Origin of the sequence: Shewanella sp. TC10, from assembly GCF_009663145.1 — a bacterium.
Taxonomy (GTDB): Bacteria; Pseudomonadota; Gammaproteobacteria; order Enterobacterales; family Shewanellaceae; genus Shewanella.
Genome location: NZ_VKHR01000016.1, coordinates 1 through 16,816 on the forward strand (window position 1 = coordinate 1; position 16,816 = coordinate 16,816).

General features: G+C 38.9%; 15 protein-coding genes. 7 read left to right on the forward strand and 8 right to left on the reverse strand.

The features are described from left to right. Positions 1 to 576, reverse strand: a 576-nt coding sequence (locus FNZ24_RS07530) for a DEAD/DEAH box helicase (RefSeq protein ID WP_153913874.1), incomplete at its 3' end; no start/stop codon positions are given. Between the two features lie 267 nt (positions 577 to 843). On the opposite strand from FNZ24_RS07530, the gene FNZ24_RS07535 reads away from it, so the two are divergent. From FNZ24_RS07535 to FNZ24_RS07550, 4 genes are all read left to right on the forward strand, one after another. Next, complete coding sequence (locus FNZ24_RS07535; RefSeq protein WP_153913875.1) at positions 844 to 1,464, forward strand: peptidylprolyl isomerase; 621 nt, start codon at positions 844 to 846, stop codon at positions 1,462 to 1,464. Positions 1,465 to 1,729: 265 nt separating this feature from the next. Then, on the forward strand, positions 1,730 to 2,878 hold the full coding sequence (gene yiaY, locus FNZ24_RS07540; RefSeq protein ID WP_153913876.1) for an L-threonine dehydrogenase: 1,149 nt from the start codon (positions 1,730 to 1,732) through the stop codon (positions 2,876 to 2,878). Between the two features lie 390 nt (positions 2,879 to 3,268). Beyond that, positions 3,269 to 3,634 (forward strand): cytoplasmic protein, encoded by a 366-nt coding sequence (locus tag FNZ24_RS07545; RefSeq protein ID WP_153913877.1) that lies wholly within the window; start codon positions 3,269 to 3,271, stop codon positions 3,632 to 3,634. A 451-nt stretch (positions 3,635 to 4,085) separates the two neighbouring features. Next, a complete protein-coding gene (locus FNZ24_RS07550; protein WP_153913878.1) occupies positions 4,086 to 5,387 on the forward strand; it encodes an NAD(P)/FAD-dependent oxidoreductase in 1,302 nt (433 codons plus the stop codon). A 132-nt stretch (positions 5,388 to 5,519) separates the two neighbouring features. Here the strand turns inward: FNZ24_RS07550 and FNZ24_RS07555 are convergent, their stop codons facing one another. The 5 genes from FNZ24_RS07555 to FNZ24_RS07570 all read right to left on the reverse strand — a co-directional run bounded on the left by FNZ24_RS07555 (position 5,520) and on the right by FNZ24_RS07570 (position 9,486). Next, positions 5,520 to 5,888, reverse strand: coding sequence for a hotdog domain-containing protein (locus FNZ24_RS07555; RefSeq protein ID WP_153913879.1), 369 nt, complete (start codon positions 5,886 to 5,888; stop codon positions 5,520 to 5,522). 322 nt (positions 5,889 to 6,210) lie between these two features. Next, on the reverse strand, positions 6,211 to 6,336 hold the full coding sequence (locus tag FNZ24_RS21825) for a hypothetical protein (protein ID WP_267463722.1): 126 nt from the start codon (positions 6,334 to 6,336) through the stop codon (positions 6,211 to 6,213). A gap of 560 nt (positions 6,337 to 6,896) precedes the next feature. Next, the gene (gene ltaE / locus FNZ24_RS07560) at positions 6,897 to 7,922 is read right to left on the reverse strand and encodes a low-specificity L-threonine aldolase (RefSeq protein ID WP_153913880.1); all 1,026 of its coding nucleotides are present in this window, start codon (positions 7,920 to 7,922) and stop codon (positions 6,897 to 6,899) included. 153 nt (positions 7,923 to 8,075) lie between these two features. Then, positions 8,076 to 8,900 carry a mechanosensitive ion channel family protein gene (locus FNZ24_RS07565; RefSeq protein ID WP_153913881.1) on the reverse strand — a complete coding sequence of 275 codons (825 nt, stop codon included), beginning with the start codon at positions 8,898 to 8,900 and terminating at the stop codon, positions 8,076 to 8,078. Between the two features lie 22 nt (positions 8,901 to 8,922). Continuing rightward, positions 8,923 to 9,486 (reverse strand): OmpA family protein, encoded by a 564-nt coding sequence (locus tag FNZ24_RS07570; RefSeq protein ID WP_153913882.1) that lies wholly within the window; start codon positions 9,484 to 9,486, stop codon positions 8,923 to 8,925. A gap of 606 nt (positions 9,487 to 10,092) precedes the next feature. Here FNZ24_RS07570 and FNZ24_RS07575 point away from each other — a divergent pair. Then, positions 10,093 to 11,565: a peptide MFS transporter gene (locus tag FNZ24_RS07575; RefSeq protein ID WP_153913883.1), complete on the forward strand. Its 1,473-nt coding sequence runs from the start codon at positions 10,093 to 10,095 to the stop codon at positions 11,563 to 11,565. Positions 11,566 to 11,937: 372 nt separating this feature from the next. Here the strand turns inward: FNZ24_RS07575 and FNZ24_RS07580 are convergent, their stop codons facing one another. Beyond that, on the reverse strand, positions 11,938 to 13,083 hold the full coding sequence (locus FNZ24_RS07580; protein WP_153913884.1) for a response regulator: 1,146 nt from the start codon (positions 13,081 to 13,083) through the stop codon (positions 11,938 to 11,940). Positions 13,084 to 13,133: 50 nt separating this feature from the next. Then, complete coding sequence (locus FNZ24_RS07585) at positions 13,134 to 13,916, reverse strand: VacJ family lipoprotein (RefSeq protein ID WP_153913885.1); 783 nt, start codon at positions 13,914 to 13,916, stop codon at positions 13,134 to 13,136. Positions 13,917 to 14,265: 349 nt separating this feature from the next. On the opposite strand from FNZ24_RS07585, the gene FNZ24_RS07590 reads away from it, so the two are divergent. Both FNZ24_RS07590 and FNZ24_RS07595 read left to right on the forward strand, forming a co-directional pair. Further along, on the forward strand, positions 14,266 to 16,293 hold the full coding sequence (locus tag FNZ24_RS07590; RefSeq protein WP_153913886.1) for a hypothetical protein: 2,028 nt from the start codon (positions 14,266 to 14,268) through the stop codon (positions 16,291 to 16,293). A 189-nt stretch (positions 16,294 to 16,482) separates the two neighbouring features. After that, a complete protein-coding gene (locus FNZ24_RS07595; RefSeq protein WP_153913887.1) occupies positions 16,483 to 16,782 on the forward strand; it encodes an EscU/YscU/HrcU family type III secretion system export apparatus switch protein in 300 nt (99 codons plus the stop codon). The last annotated feature ends 34 nt before the right edge of the window (positions 16,783 to 16,816 follow it).

A 16,816-nucleotide genomic window follows, 5' to 3' on the forward strand; every position in this document is an offset into this window, starting at 1 on the left:
GTCAATCGTCAACATCAAACCWTGATGTTGACGATTGACTAAGCGCTTTACCTTTTCAATATCTTTAACAAAGCCTAGGTCCAACATACGGTCAGCTTCATCAATCACTAAATGAGTAACAAATGATAAGTCCAAATCATGTTGGCCTATGACATCAAAAAGTCGGCCTGGGGTTGCCACTAAAATATCAACGCCTTTAGCTATTGCTTTGCGTTGAGGGTTAATGCTGGCGCCCCCGTATACAGCCACACTCTCAAATGGTAGAAACTGCGCATAATTGACAATATTTTGTTCAATCTGGATTGCGAGTTCTCGCGTTGGCGTCATGATTAATACTCGAAGCCTTTGCCAAGCAGTTTTATTGTCTTGCTCTTCAAGTTGCTGCTCTAGAAGTGACAACAAAGGTAATGAGAAAGCAGCAGTTTTACCTGTCCCCGTCTGAGCACTGGCTAAGATGTCTTTACCTTCAATGGCCAATGGCATCACAACTTGCTGAACAGGGGTCAATTTGTCATAACCGCAAGCTGTTACAGCATCTAAAATAGGCTGTGAAAAGCCAATTGAATCAAAAGTCATATTTTTCTCTAATTTACACTACCAATAATGGCGTCATTGTAACGGCTATGGCCTAATTTGGCGATTTATTCACAGGCTTTATATTGTGATAAAGCTAATAATGCCATCGCAGAATCACACTCGATGGTTTGTTTCTGTTGGGGGCTGATACTTTAAAAATCAGATATCAAAGTAACAGTTTGTATCTTTATCTTTTTTCTGTTGCTTTCAACAAACCATTTAAGCAACATGCTAGCTACATAAATAAAACAAAAATAAAGGCCTCAAATGAAACTGTTGTACCCTGTATTATTCGCTCTTACTTTATCCGCATGTGGCGGAAGTTCAGATTCAAGCTCTCCAGATCCAGTTGCGCCAGACCCGCTCCCACCAGTTGAAGATAAAGAGCTTCAAATGGATATCTGTTATTTAATGTCTACCACTCTGGGTGATATGACCTTAGCTATTGATACAACTACGACGCCAATTACCGGGCAAAACTTCAAAAATTACGTAGATGAACAATTTTATGATGGCACTATTTTCCATCGAGTGATTCATAACTTTGTTTCTCAAGGTGGAGGGTTTACTTCAGGCTTAGTAGCAAAACCTGGTAATGACCCTATTGAGCTTGAAACTAATCTAGGCTTAACAAATGCTCATTATACGGTTGCGATGGCAAGAACAAATGACTTCAACTCTGCGACATCACAGTTTTATATTAATGCCCTAGATAACACAGATCTTGATTATCAAAATAGTACTAGTCCAGGATACGCAGTATTTGGTCAAGTAGTTGAAGGGTTTGATGTAGCAGATCAGATCAACATCACCACCACAAGTAACGATATACCTGTCACTGAGATCGTGATTAACACTGTTGTGGAAACTGCTTGCCCTACAAGCTAAACAGCTAAAGTCTTCTGATTAAACAGACTTAAATGCCTATAACTAATTTAGTTATAGGCATTTTCATTTTCAGTTCAAATATGCTCTAGATCAAATCTAAATAGTAAAATCTGCGCCGAATCCCTCTTTGGTATTAAAACTACAAAACCGAGCAAAACAAGTATGAATATATGACTTTAATCACAAACTATAGTGAGTTTGGTTGTTACTTTAACGACAGAAAAGAATTTTATCATTTTATATTTTACGCTTTTATGAGGTTTTTATGGCTACTAAATTTTTTATCCCAAGTGTCAATGTGATTGGTCAAGGTGGTGTTGATGAAGCGATTAATGACATTAAAACATTAGGTTTTAAACGTGCATTAATCGTCACCGATACACCTTTGGTAAAAATTGGTTTAGTTGACAAAGTCACCAGCAAACTCATTGAAAATGGCATTGCTGTGTTTGTATTTGATGGCGTGCAACCAAACCCAACCATTGCCAATGTTGAAGCAGGCTTAGCGATGCTAAATGCCCACGAATGTGACTTTGTGATTTCTTTAGGCGGTGGATCACCACATGATTGTGCAAAAGGTATTGCTTTAGTCGCAACCAATGGCGGAAAAATTGGTGATTATGAAGGTTTAGATATGTCTGCTAAACCACAAATGCCACTTGTCGCTATTAACACCACAGCAGGCACAGCAAGTGAAATGACGCGTTTTTGTATTATTACCGATGAAAAACGTCATATTAAAATGGCTATCGTTGATAAAAACACCACGCCAATTTTATCAGTGAACGATCCTGAGCTCATGATAGAAAAACCTGCAGCATTAACGGCTGCAACAGGTATGGATGCGTTAACTCACGCCATTGAGGCTTATGTATCTATTGCGGCAACACCTATTACTGATGCCTGTGCAATTAAAGCCATTGAGCTTATCCAAGCGAATTTAATCAATGCCGTTGAGCAAGGTGACAATATTGATGCACGTGAGCAAATGGCTTACGCACAATTTTTAGCTGGTATGGCATTTAACAATGCAAGTCTGGGTTATGTTCATGCAATGGCGCATCAACTTGGTGGCTTCTACGACTTACCACATGGTGTGTGTAATGCGCTGTTACTCCCACATGTTCAGAGTTACAACGCCAAAGTAGTACCTGCAAAATTAAAAGATATTGCAAAAGCGATGAATGTTGATATTGCAGGATTAACCGACGAGCAAGGTGCTGAAGCAGCTATCGATGCAATCAAAACCTTATCTGTCGCCGTTAATATTCCTGCGAATCTCACTGAGCTAGGGGTTAACCCAGAAGATATCCCTGTGCTTGCTGATAATGCATTAAAAGATGCTTGTGGCCTAACTAACCCTAAGCAAGCAACACATGCTGAAATTTGCGAAATATTCACCAACGCACTATAAGTATAAAGAAAGAATTAATAGCAAGTATAAAGAAAGAATTAATAGCAAGTATAAAGAAAGAATTAATAGCAAGTATAAAGAAAGAAGCAGTAGCAAAACTTATTAAAAATGATTGCTATAGCAATGTTTGGTTATGCACAACTGCATTAGGTTGTGCATAGCTCATTATTGTCTTATTGATGTATCAGACTCAGCTAGTAAGTACACGCTTCGGCTATTAATCGTGCAATACACACAAACAAATAAACCACTCAACACTCTGAATTTATTAAATAAAAAAAGTTAACCCATTAACATTTGTTAACTAGATCTAACTTCTATAAATAACCGTTGACCAAAGTTAAATTAGCGGTCTATGATGAATTACATTCTTAAAAAAGTAGGTAAGCTATGACAGCAATCACTCATGTGTACAACTACACAGTAAGATGTCCTCATTACAAAGAAAACGAAAAACCAGCCAGCTGGTTAAATCATGTCGAAGTCAATCAATCTAGCGAAATCGCCTTAAACAGAATCACAAAATGGCATGATGAGCCAGGTACAAAAGCCTTCAAAAGTGGCGAGTTTGTCGTCAGGAAATCCAATACGGATGACACATACTATGCTATGCAAAGTAACCGTATGTTCAACAATGCCCATTCATTAGTTACCTTCAAAGTATTCTTAGACAAATGCTGTCAAGATGCTGACCCAGAGAAAATTATCGCTCATCTTGTTGAAGACTATAACGGTCGCTTAGCTAAAGCACAGTAATTGCTTACTTATAGCGATATTGAGTTAAATAACAATCGCTATACTGATACCGACAAGTTTTTGCTTGTCGGTTTTGTGTTTTAGGCGACATTTTTTATTGGAATTAGTGATCCATTGCTCATTTTTTTATTCTGTTTTAATAGTCGATCACACTTTAACGAACTTATTTAGACGTCCCCTACTGTTTAATATATAAACATCTCTATCTGAATTTCTAACCTCTAATGTACTTCATTACCAGCAACTCGCTGTGGTGACCCATATGTTGTACTAAAATTTAGCGCTAACGCTATGTAGTTGATTTCACTCTTTGGGCTCAATACCCACACTAATCAACGTCACCCCGACTAAGCATTCAACCAATTTATCCAGTAAACACTTGGTTCATAGTTGTGGTTTTAAAGAAATTTTACCGAATTATTTTAATCTTAAGTCAAAGGAGCATCACACGATGCAAGCAGTTCCAAATATCGTCATCATCGGTGGCGGCGCAGGTGGTATGGAAATCGCCACTAAATTAGGCCGTAAAGTTGGCAAGAAAGGCAAAGCAAAAGTCACTTTAGTTGATTGCGCAGAAAGCCATGTTTGGAAACCTTTATTACATGAAGTAGCAACGGGTGCTCTTGATATTGGTCTAGATGCAATTAGCTACCGTGGACACGCATCAGATCATGGTTATCACTTTCAACAAGGTGCCATGATAGATATTAATCGAGATGAAAAGCACATCATTCTTGCCCCTATCAATGATGATGAAGGCCAAGAGCTACTACCTGCTCGTAAAATCCCATACGATTATGCTGTTATTGCCATTGGTAGCGTTGCTAACGACTTTAAAATCCCCGGCGTTAAAGAGCACAGTGTGTTCTTAGATAACACTGAGCAAGCGATGTCTATTCGTAAAATTTTATTGAATAAATTTATGCGATACGCCAGTCATCATCAGCTAGATGAAAAAATAAAAATTGCCGTTGTCGGCGCTGGTGCAACTGGCGTTGAAATGTCAGCTGAAATGCACCATGCCGTTGATCAGTTAAGTGGCTTTGGTTATAAAATCGATACCAGTTTACTTGAGGTAACACTTATCGAAGCAGATGAGCGTATTTTACCGAAAGTAGATAAAGTTGAAATTTCAAACTCAGTGACTCGCGAACTTAAACAGTTGGGCGTTAACGTCATGACTAATACACGCATTACCGAGGTCAGCCCTGAAGGTCTATCGACTACTGATGGAAACTTAATTCCTTCAGATATGGTCATTTGGTCTACTGGTGTTAAAGCGCCAGACTTTCTAAATAGTATCGGCGGATTAGAGAGTAACCATATTAATCAAGTCATGGTTAAGCAAAACATGCAAACCACCTATGACGACCATATTTTCTCAATTGGGGATTGTGCAGCCTGCCCACAAGAAGACGGTAGCTGGGTTCCTCCACGTGGTCAATCAGCGAGGCAAATGGCCTTAATGACAGCTGACAACATCATGTTAATGCTTGATGGTAAAGCGCCAACCAATGAGTATGTCTATAAAGATCTTGGCTCGCTGGTTAATTTATCTAAGTTCCATACAGTAGGTAACTTAATGTCATTTATGGGTGGTGGTGTACTCGTTGAAGGTAAGATCGCCCGATTTGTCTATACATCACTTTATCGTCGCCATTTGATTGAATTACATGGTGTAGTAAAAGGGACATTAATGATGTTAGCCAAAGGTATTGGACGCATTATTCATCCGCACCTTAAGCTCCACTAAATATTAGTCGGAAATAGTTTTGCTCACTATCTTGGTAATGAATTTTATTAAGTAGCTGAATATAATAAAAAAGCCCACTTCATTTAAATGAAGTGGGCTTTTTAGTGCTTGCGCACTATGCATAATTAATTTCTAAGCTGCATTTGCCCTTATTCCATGAGGAACGGGTAAGCCTCGTTCATTAATATTAACGAATACGACCTTATCCACAAAAGCAATCGGGGCGTTATTTAAACTGTTTCGGACTTTACAGCGTAAGGTAATAGAGCTTTGTCCTAAACTAATAATTTCCATACCGAACTCAATCACATCCCCAAGAGAAGCTGGGCTCATGAAGTTTATCTCTGAGACTAATTTCGGCATCAGTAATTTACTGTGCATTTGGCAGCGGGCAAAAATTGAAGTCTCTTCGTTAAGCCAGTTCATTAACTGACCACAGCATAGATTTTTATCAGAATTTAAATCAATAGGTTTTACAATATGACGGCCTAAATATTCCATGATATTGATCCTTAAATTATGAATACCCCTAAAGAGGTAGCAAGTTCAATACCATAAAATTAAACCATTGATTAATATCACCATTTTATATTTTAATAAAATTATAAAAGAGTCTTATGACCTAATTGAAAGCAAACTATCTCTTTATTGCACCAAAAAAAGCATAACTTATACCTAAGTTGTAGTAACACATACTCGACCTTACACACCCGCTGGTTGGTCACGACTAGGTCGTACAAGGGGACCTGTTGGTATCGTAACTCACATTTGGACAAAAACGTTTTAAGAGCAACAATTTTATACCTCATATAAATTGGGTTAGTTACTTAAGACCATTACTTCTATCTAATCCATTGCCTGCCGCAGGCTCTTGTGCAAGCACGACTGTGACACGCTGCAAGTTCATCCCTGAAAGCTCGGCCATGACGTCCATGTCATGGACGGTCACAGCCGTGCTTACACCGGAATTTTCATTTCTTCGATTTAACTTTAATCGCGTCAACTTAAAGATAAAAAAGATACAAATCTAAAAGACTCCATTTGAATTGAGGACGTTGAAGAAAATAGCGTGAGCCTGACAGGACGTCAGGCTAGCTTTCGCGGTGCAGGGATGCACCATCGGAAGCGTTAGCATTTTCGAATAAGGCTGAAGCAGTCTACAAGGGAGGTTAAAAGCTGGATGATTCTCCGTTGGAAATTTTGCTGTTTAAATTTCGCCGGAGCTGCGGGGTGTTCTAAGAGGGAGTCGCAGTTCACTCCCTTTTAGTCTGGTGTGGGCGAAGCGCCACGACTTTGATTTAGACGTTGACCTAGACTTTGAATTTAGATTCTATTCAAATCTAGAAATCATTAGCTAACGAAAGCAGCTAACAAATCTTGGGGCTGATCTGATTTAGGGCAACCTGTCAGTTCTAGTCACATCGAGGAAACGAAACCGACAGGTTGCATTCAGACTAATTCACCTAAGTTATGCTTTTCAATTGCCTTTGGGTGGACAATATTCAGTGGCTATTGAGTTCTCGCTTGAGGCAGGCACTTCTTAAGCGCATCAATAAACGTTAAAACGTCTTGACGTCTGATATCTTTATGAGTAACAAAACGCAATGAATAAGTTGCACTAATTAATATCCCCTGTTGCGATAGCAACAAGGTTAAATGGTTAACATCAAAACGTTTATCGAGTTCAGCGAACACCATGTTTGTTTGAACCTGTTTAGCATCAACATTAAATTCCGCCATCTCAGTTAAATGTTGAGCGAGTAAAGCAGCGTTGTCATGATCTTCTGCTAACCTATCAACCTGTTCAGTAATAGCGAGCTCAGCCGCTGCTGCGATAATGCCAGCTTGGCGCATTCCACCTCCAAGCATTTTGCGCCAGCGAACCGCTTTTTTTATCAAACGTTCATCGCCAAGTAAAATAGAGCCTACAGGCGCGGCTAAGCCTTTCGATAAACAAATTGATACCGAGTCAAAATATTGAGTAATTTCGCTTATTTGAACATTTTGAGCCACAGCAGCATTAGCAACACGGGCACCATCTAAATGAATTTTTAACCCTCGATTGAACGCTAAAGTTTGCGCGTCAGCAAGGTATTGTTGAGGTAAAACTTTACCACCAATAGTATTCTCAATACTCAATAAGCGAGTGTGCGCAAAATGGACATCATCAGGTTTGATTGCCGCTTCAATATCTGACAATAAGATACTACCATCAGCTTGATTATTTAACGGTTGTGGCTGAATACTGCCAAGCACAGCTGCCCCACCACCTTCAAACTTATAATTATGGGCTTGCTGTCCGCACAAATACTCATCGCCGCGTTCACAATGGCTCATAAGCGCTAAAAGGTTAGCTTGAGTACCTGAACTAACAAATAAGGCACTATCAAAGCCAAAACGCTCTGCGGCCATATCTTGTAAACGGTTGACGGTAGGATCATCACCATAAACATCATCACCAACCTCGGCAGTAGCCATTGCTTTGCGCATCGCATCGGTTGGTTTGGTCACAGTATCACTTCGAAAATCTATCATGTTTATTCTCAACTACATCAAGCTCGTTTAAAAGCAGTGTTAAAATATAAGAAACTCATTCTACCTTAAAAAATATTGTCATAGCTGAGTTAAATCTCACAAACAAAAAAGCCAGCATAAATGCTGACTTTAAAGTGATTGCTTAACTCGGTATTACTGAGCTGGCATATCTTTTAAGTGTAAATCCATTTGCGGGAATGGAATTTCAATATTAGCTGCATCGAGTGCATTTTTAATTTGCTCTAGTAACTCAAAATGAGCCGGCCAGTAATCTGCTGTTTTAACCCATGGACGAACCACAAAGTTGATAGAACAATCTGCTAACTCACCTAGTGCAACAGTGTATTCAGGATCTTTAAGTACATATTGATTGTTATCTAATACAGAAGAAATAACTTTCTTGGTTTCTGCAATATCAGCCGTGTAACCTACACCAATGACCAAATCAACTCGACGGGTTTCTTTAGTTGAGTAATTAGTAATAGTGCCATCCATCATTGCTGAGTTTGGAGCAATAATCGTTTTGTTATCGCCTGTACGAAGCTTAGTTGAGAAAATGGTAATTTCTTCAATCACACCAGCGACACCAGCGGCTTCAACAAAATCACCTACACGACAAGGGCGGAAGATAACCATCAATACGCCTGCGGCAAAGTTTGATAAAGACCCCTGAAGCGCCAAACCAACAGCAAGACCAGCAGCACCAATAACAGCAACTAGAGAAGCAGTTTGAACACCAATCTGTCCTAAGGTAGCAATGATGGTGAATACAAAAACTAATCCCCATACTAAATTACCAACAAAAGATGCCACTGTTTGGTCAATTTTGCGGCCTATCATCATTTTTGTGGTTAAATTCTTAGCCACATTTGCCAGATATTTACCAATAATAAATATCACAATTGCCATGACAACTTTCAAGCCGTACGTCACGATAAGCTCTGGGGCTTGCGCCATCAAACCTTCAATATTTTCCATTGTCTTACTCCCTTAATAAAAATTATTTTTTTACTTTAAATTCAACACGTCTGTTTAATTGCCTTTGCTCAGTTGTGGTATTGTTTGTCACTGGTTCAAGGCTTCCTTTTCCTAGCACTGTTATTGCACTTGCTTCAAAATTATATTGCTCAATTAATACTTTTTTGACTGCCAACGCCCTTCTCAACGAAAGACTTAAATTGGTTTGTTCCGGCCCCACATTATCAGTGTGCCCGACCAGTATGAGCCCTTTGCTTTCTTGTAAAACTGGTAAAGCTTTTTTAATTGTAGGAAGTTGTGTGGCTAAAACCTCTGCACGTGCAAAGTCAAAATAAATCAGTAATGGAGGCTCTTGAGAAAGATAAACACCTTGTGATTGAGCGCTCGCCGTTTGTTGGTTCAAATTGCTTGCACTTGTTAATTCAGTGACTTCTTGGCAGCCATTTGCTAACACCACTACACCTAATGGTGTACCTGGGCAGGCATCTTTTTTATCAGGCACACCGTCTTTGTCCGTATCTACCCAAGCAAAACTCGCCGGTATAAAGCATAAGAAAATGAGTAAGACCAACACTCTAATCATCATTTAGCTACCTTACTCTCAAAACTTGGGGCTGCCCATTAGTTGTGAAATAGTTAATTATTTATAACTAAAACAATTTATCAGTATAAATCCAGCGAGTTACATTTTATATATTTGTTAAGAGTTTGCAAAGCAAATACATTTGATTAAACAAGTATAGTTTCAATTGCCAAACTCGCGCCTATATAAAGCAAACTAAAACAGCACCCCAAAGTAGTTTATGGATAAATTTACTCAAACTTTCCTCTGGCAATCAAAACGTACAAAACAGCCCAAAGCTACAACATACGTATCCTACAAATCGTTTTAAAAGGTGATTTTGTACAAGTATTTACTCAGCCAGATGCCCCACTACCATTGACTTCTAGGGGCTTTAAAGGGTATATAAGGTTAGCTTTTTGAGGTTTTCATGATTAAAACTTTAAAAAGACGATATTTAATATAATAAATAAACAACAAAGTGATTAATTTTATAGCAACCAAATTGAAACACTAAAAGGCTGAAGCCTGAAAATATCAATACGTTGAAATTAATTACCATTGCAGACAACAATTTCTGTGGCGACCTTTGTCCCGCAGGCAAATCACAAGCTTAAGGTGGAAGACTTAATGAGCAATGCAAAACCACAGGGGACCATGCTTGGTCATCCCAAGGGGCTTTTCCTGCTGTTTACAACAGAACTATGGGAAAGATTCAGTTACTACGCAATGCGTGCCATTTTGGTACTTTATCTAGTTGATAAAGTTCAATCTGAAGGTGGTCACGGTCTTGGTTGGACACAAGCCGATGCAATCTCTCTTTACGGTACTTTCACAGGTCTTGTCTATTTAACACCACTCATTGGTGGATGGTTAGCAGATAACTATTTAGGTCAACGTAAAGCCATCATGATTGGTGGTGCATTAATGGCTGCTGGTCAATTCACACTTGCCTTCCCACATAGCTGGGCACCTGGCGCTGAAACAACGGTTTTCTATATAGGCCTATTTACCTTAATCATTGGTAACGGTCTATTTAAGCCAAATATCTCTACTATGGTTGGTGACTTATATGAAGAAGGCGATCATCGTCGTGACGGTGCATTTACCATCTTCTACATGGGTATCAACGTAGGTGCGTTCCTTTCAGGTATTATCGTAGGTTCAGTTGTTGCTGCATATGACGGTAACTTCCAAATGGGCTTCCTTTGTGCTGGTATCGGTATGGTACTTTCATTAATCATTCAATTTGTGTTTGCACAAAAACTGTTAGGTGACATCGGTCGTTACCCTGCTGCGAAACTTGAAAAAGAAAAGCAAAAAGAGCAAGGTGATGTTCGTAAAGAGCCACTGACTAAAGTTGAACGTGACCGTATTAAAGTCATCATGATAATGGGTCTTTTCACCATCATTTTCTGGGCTGGTTTCGAGCAAGCTGGCGGTCTAATGAACTTGTTCACCAATGACTTCACCGATCGTATGATTGGTGGCTGGGAAGTTCCTACCACTTGGTTCCAATCATTAAATGCGATGTTTATTGTTATCTTCGCTCCTGTTATTGCCTCTATATGGGTACGACTCGGTAAAAACGAGCCAAACTCGCCAGTGAAATTTGCGCTTGGTCTAGTTTTACTCGGTATTGGTTTCCTATTCATGATTGGTGCGGTTTTAGAAATGGGTGGCGACGCTGATGCTAAGTCAAGCATGTGGTGGTTAGTCGGTGCATACTTCTTCCACACTATGGGTGAACTATGTTTATCTCCAATTGGTCTTTCAATGGTGACTAAACTTGCTCCACTTCGTATCGCATCGTTAATGATGGGTGCATGGTTCCTATTCGTAGCAATTGCAAACAAAGTCGGCGGCATCGTTGGTTCATTTATTGGACATGGCGGTGAGAAAGAAGAGCAATTAGCTAACGCAATGGCTATCTTCGCTGGTATCGCAATCACTTCAGCGGTATCTGGTATTATTCTTTACTTCATGGCAGACAAGTTAGTTGACTGGATGCACGGCGCTGAAGGCCATAATGAAACTGAAGAAGAAGCTTTAGCAGAAGAAATTGCTGTTACTGCTGAACATGAAGCAATTAAACCAAGCTAATCCTTTGGTTAACACTTCAAAAAAACCTCGCTAATGCGAGGTTTTTTTTATGCTTTTATTAGGGGCTGTTGATCTTTGCCGCTTAAGTTTCGTTCGAAATAAAAGCGTTTTAATCGAGGCGAAAGAATTGATGCCTAGTCATCTAAGCCCCTTTTATTCACAAAGATTCATTCAACAAAGAGTAAAGCACTTTTAGTCGACCCCTTCGGGCAGCGTTTGTTGGTTATTTTTACTGCGTTATCGACTTTTTATGTAGAATAACTACACCACAAAGTCTCTGCCTTGTATAAATGACCAACAACTCGCTGCAAAAATAACCTTGAAAGAACAACAGCCCCTAGCTGAAATAACCAATGAAATTTAGAAAAGCCTTTAAATTAATTCGAGCTCAATAAAACCACCAGCAGGTAAGTCTTCATCATAAAACAAACCATCAAATTGATTTTTCAATAGTCGATTTTTGTGTTGAGAGATGTTGCTTGCAATACAGATTTTTTCATTAGGCATTAATGTTCTAAACTGCATACTGGGCTTATTCCACTGCACAGTTCCAAGCTGTAAAGATTCAGATATAGCTAATGGGGCCAAACCATTATCATTTCTTAGATAACACCTTAAACCGCTTCCAGCTTGTCCAACTGCCACCCGAAAATTTGTTAACTCTACCGCGACATAAACGATATCGACATAAAGATTTAAACCTGAATTTGCCATTCTGTCATTGAGGTAACTCAACATGTTAAATGGCTCAATAAGAGTGTTACTGAGTCCATTTCTATATAGCTTGAGCTTTTGATTAACAAAACTTCGCAGCATTACACAACCGAATGCTGAACGATTATCTTCAGGGTGGAAGTGAGCCATATACATAATTAAGTGATTGTCGCCCACCATGGTGGAATCAATGAAATATGCACTAACATCGCTATTTTTACAAAGACTGTAATGGATCCTAGCGGCAGGATAACTCACATTAGAGGCAGGAAAAAGCTGCTGCTGAACACTTTTAGCCGCTTCTGCATTATGTTCAAGCAAAGTAAAATTATCACTGAGTTCTTGATAAGATAAATCTTGGCTCATGCTAGCCGCAGAGTTAATGACGGCGTCACTGTCATTAAAGTCGACAACACCAAATTCATTATTCACAGGAGAAATGGCTTGTTCGATTGCATGCTCAATAATTTTTAAATCAGCAACTGGTTTTACAAGGTAATCACTTGCACCATACCTAAGAGCTTCAACTACATCAGCCATAACGTTATTACCGGATATGACGATTGAAGGAATAGCGGGGTTTATCTTAAGAATTTGTTTTAGCATGCCAAGGCCACCTAGCCTCGGCATACTTAAGTCTGCAATGACAATATCAACTGGGTGAGATTGAAACTCACTGACGCCTTCGTCACCATCGCAAGCTTCAAATACAACGGCGCCTTGCTGGATTAAAAAATCCGCTAATAACTGCCTAAAAACTGAATCATCTTCAACTAAAAGCACAGAGACATCGGTTAATGCCATACAACTCCCTCGGCAGCTAACTGCCGAAGTTGCTTTTCGCCTCGGCAGTGTTACTCAAGCTCTGATAAATATTCTTCGAGTAACTCATCGTCATCTTGTTTAGCAGGCACATTGCCATCGTAAACTTTGTAATCCATATACTGAAAATAAGCTTCTTTGACAAAAGTATACGGATCAAGCGCATTATCTAATAAACGTTCTTGATCTATAGCAGATGCTCGGGAATCGAGATTTTTTAATCCCCATTTTAAAATTGATTGCCACAACAAGAACTCTGATAATGGAAAGTATAGACCATCAACCCAATCTGTCGCGAGTTCCCGAGTCACATAAGGACCAAAAAATGGCGCCATAAAATATGGACCATTAGGGACGCCGTAATAGCCTAGTACTTCGTTAAAATCATCTTGCTTTCTGACCATTCCCATCATGTCAGCAACATCGACAACGCCAAGTAACCCTAGGGTTGTATTTACAGTAAAACGACCACCAGCATTAGCTGCCCAGCCCCATTTACCCTGTAATGCATTATTAACTAGTGAACTAGGTTCTTCAAAGTTGCGTACAAAATTATTGACACCAGATTTAACAGGGGAAGGTAAATAGTCGTTATAACCATGGGCAATTGGACGGAATAGGTGCTTATCTAAAATCAGATAATTAAAATCCCACATCGCACGGTTAAAACCTTCGATGGGATCACGTGGATCATTGTAAATAATCTCCACAGCTGGTTTTTGAGTCGGTTCACTAACATTACTTATTTCTTCTGCTTCACTTGATGCAGAAGAGCAACCCAACAACAAAGAAAGTAACATCCATCTATACTTCATACATTTCTCTTTAGGGAAACAAACGAGCAAATTCAAACTAACCAATCATCTATAAAGGCTATAATATTAATTTAAATCAATACTATAACTAAAACCAAAAACATAAATAAATACTATAACTAACATTCAAAACATAAAATAAACCACAAGTTGTATTCGAAAGTAAATGAATTGAAACGTTAAAGCTTAGTGGTTGTGAGTCGATAAAGGTTAGTATCAAATACGCTAGATTTGAAAGTTGAACTTTGACATTCTGGCTAAACAATTATCGCTAAGAATACTGCTGAAACTCTGTAAATCAACAGTTAAATTGTAATAGAACATATTTAAAGGTGATATTGGGTTTATCATGACTTCAATAAAATTAACAAACTCTTCCGAATTATCCACATTAAGAGCATCATCTACAGATTCTCTTTCTAGTCATGCTTCCAAAACCAGTCTCGCTTCCCAAAATAGTGTTAAGTCACAAGTTAACCCTGAAACAGCTAACCTAAGCGGTGATAACAAACCATCGCCAGAACAACAAAAAGCCACTAAAGGCACCGACAGCTCTGTCGCTGTAAATACTGCATTGAGAGCAGTAAAAGTCTTAACTCAGGATCAATTAGCTTCAGTAAGCTCAGTTAGTGCATCCAAAGCTAATAGCCTAGCTATTGAAGTGGATGGGAAATTATTTCAAATTCAAACCAACGAGCAGCTTCGCCAGTTAATACAGTCCGGTGCAAAAGTGATGCTTAGTGCTGATAACTTAAGCCAGCTACAAGCTATGCCTACTTCAGCAGTCAACGCCCAAAATCAGCAGGTTCTTAAACAAATTGTAATAGCATCACAAGCAATCAAACTGAATCTCCCAGATGAAATACTCCAATTAGCAAAATCAAATGGCGTTTCATCTCAGCAGCTTTTGGCATTAGCAACACGGACTCAAGGCTATCAGTTACCTTCTGTCGAAATAAATAATAACAGGCTTCATTTTGACAATGGCACTAAAATTATGGTCTCGCCACTCAATAAGTTGCCCTCAGGTCCTCACCTAGCACAGATAACCCAATTAGCAGGGCAACTACAATTACGCTTAACCCCAATTCAACTGATTGATAACGTGTCTATTAGCCCAATTTCAAATCAAGCAATTAAGGCTTCACAATCATTAGAAAGTACTGTCATTGCTAAATCAGAACCAATTCAAATCATCACTCAATTTTTAAAAAAACTGGAACGGATCCCGTTTAATGAAAACACCCTTACGGAGCAAAAAACCGCAGCCAATCAGCAATTACCACAAAACCTAAGCGCTATTGTTCAGTCTCCCTTAAGCAGTAAGACCTTAGAACAATTAAAAAACTATCTAAACCAGCATACTAAGCTTGAACTGAATGTATTTAAACAACTGGAATTGCAAATAAATCAGAGCTTATTAAAACCGGGAACGAGCTTAACTGTAAATCAAATGAGTGAATTGAAATTACTGCTAAGTAAGTTGAATCCTGAAACGATGGCAATAAACCAAACTCAAATAAGTAAGTCGTTTAAATCACCATTTGAGGTATTAAATCAAAATTTGTCAAAAGCTGGAGCCATGCCAATGCGCACAGATGGTGATAATGTTCAGCAAAACCTCGCGACTCAATTATTAAAATTGTTTCCTAAATTAGACCCTTCCCCTTTAACTGAACTTGCTAACCCTGCACTGTTAAAAGCAGAGCTTAAAAGTTTAGCAAGTTTAAATTTGTCTCAAGCTATGCAGACAGCCAATACCAACCTTTCTGGAGGGGCTATAACCAGCTTATTCCAGCTTTTGTTAGGCTTTAAGTTGCAAAGTAGTAATACCACAACCAGCCCGCGTTTACAGTCATACATGAACAAGCTGCAGCAGAAGATGCTGAGCTCATCGACACTCACTCCACAGTTATTAACCGCATTAGACAAAGCCGGCAGCATAGAGTCGATGACAAAGCTTGCTAGCAGCATTGGTATGTATCAACAAAGTAGTAGCGACACAAATCAAAATACAACCTGGTACTTTGCTTTACCCTACTCAATTGGCCAAAGAGATGAGCAATTAGAAGGAAAATTTGAGAAATCACCAACAGATGAAAATGAAAACGATAACAATTCTTGGCGTCTGCAATTAAAGTTTAACTTAGCTCAAGGACCTTTACTTGTGATGGCTGTTAAGCAAGGTGAATACTTGGATTTAACCTTTACAGGAAATGACAAGCAGGTGTTGTCTAAGGTGGAGCAATACCAAACGTCGCTTACAGGGAAGATTCAACAGGCAGGTCTACAAGCAAGGGATATCAGCACTAAGATAGATGTTGTTCCTGCGACATTGTTACCAGGGGATCATTTCTTAGTGAAAACCAATGCATAAATTTTCTCTGTAATACCAATCGGGATAAATAAGTGATCAGATATTGCTTAGGGAAAATCGCTTAGAACAAGGCAGGAATTGCAGCTAGCTAGTTGCTCTACCTACAAAATTTCTAACGACGTTATAAGTGATTTTAACCAGTAAGAATGAGCATATTATTATGCTGATTGGTATAAAAGGAACATTGACATGAAAGATGTAAAGAAAGCGGTAGCATTAAGTTTTGACGGAAATAAAGCTCCTACTATCACAGCAACGGGTAAGGATTTAATTGCGGAAGAGATTATTGCTTTAGCTAAAGATGCTGGAGTTTATATCCATCAAGATGAACATCTTAGTAATTTTCTACAATTGCTTGAGCTAGGTGATGAAGTCCCTGAGGAGCTCTACACATTAATTGCAGAGCTTATTGCATTTGTTTATATGCTTGATGGCAAGTTCCCTGAACAATGGAACAACCTTCACCAAAAAATTATTGAAAAAGCCTAAACTTATATGACTAATCTAATACACCTAAGCTAAT

Excerpts from the sequence above, each read along its gene's own strand:
- FNZ24_RS07555 (WP_153913879.1), bottom strand. The coding sequence starts at position 5,888 with ATGGAATATTTAGGCCGTCATATTGTAAAACCTATTGATTTAAATTCT.
- FNZ24_RS07585 (WP_153913885.1), bottom strand. The coding sequence starts at position 13,916 with ATGAAGTATAGATGGATGTTACTTTCTTTGTTGTTGGGTTGCTCTTCT.
- FNZ24_RS07575 (WP_153913883.1), top strand. The coding sequence starts at position 10,093 with ATGAGCAATGCAAAACCACAGGGGACCATGCTTGGTCATCCCAAGGGG.
- FNZ24_RS07580 (WP_153913884.1), bottom strand. The coding sequence starts at position 13,083 with ATGGCATTAACCGATGTCTCTGTGCTTTTAGTTGAAGATGATTCAGTT.
- FNZ24_RS07565 (WP_153913881.1), bottom strand. The coding sequence starts at position 8,900 with ATGGAAAATATTGAAGGTTTGATGGCGCAAGCCCCAGAGCTTATCGTG.
- FNZ24_RS07590 (WP_153913886.1), top strand. The coding sequence starts at position 14,266 with ATGACTTCAATAAAATTAACAAACTCTTCCGAATTATCCACATTAAGA.
- FNZ24_RS07535 (WP_153913875.1), top strand. The coding sequence starts at position 844 with ATGAAACTGTTGTACCCTGTATTATTCGCTCTTACTTTATCCGCATGT.
- FNZ24_RS07570 (WP_153913882.1), bottom strand. The coding sequence starts at position 9,486 with ATGATGATTAGAGTGTTGGTCTTACTCATTTTCTTATGCTTTATACCG.
- ltaE (WP_153913880.1), bottom strand. The coding sequence starts at position 7,922 with ATGATAGATTTTCGAAGTGATACTGTGACCAAACCAACCGATGCGATG.
- yiaY (WP_153913876.1), top strand. The coding sequence starts at position 1,730 with ATGGCTACTAAATTTTTTATCCCAAGTGTCAATGTGATTGGTCAAGGT.
- FNZ24_RS07545 (WP_153913877.1), top strand. The coding sequence starts at position 3,269 with ATGACAGCAATCACTCATGTGTACAACTACACAGTAAGATGTCCTCAT.
- FNZ24_RS07550 (WP_153913878.1), top strand. The coding sequence starts at position 4,086 with ATGCAAGCAGTTCCAAATATCGTCATCATCGGTGGCGGCGCAGGTGGT.
- FNZ24_RS07595 (WP_153913887.1), top strand. The coding sequence starts at position 16,483 with ATGAAAGATGTAAAGAAAGCGGTAGCATTAAGTTTTGACGGAAATAAA.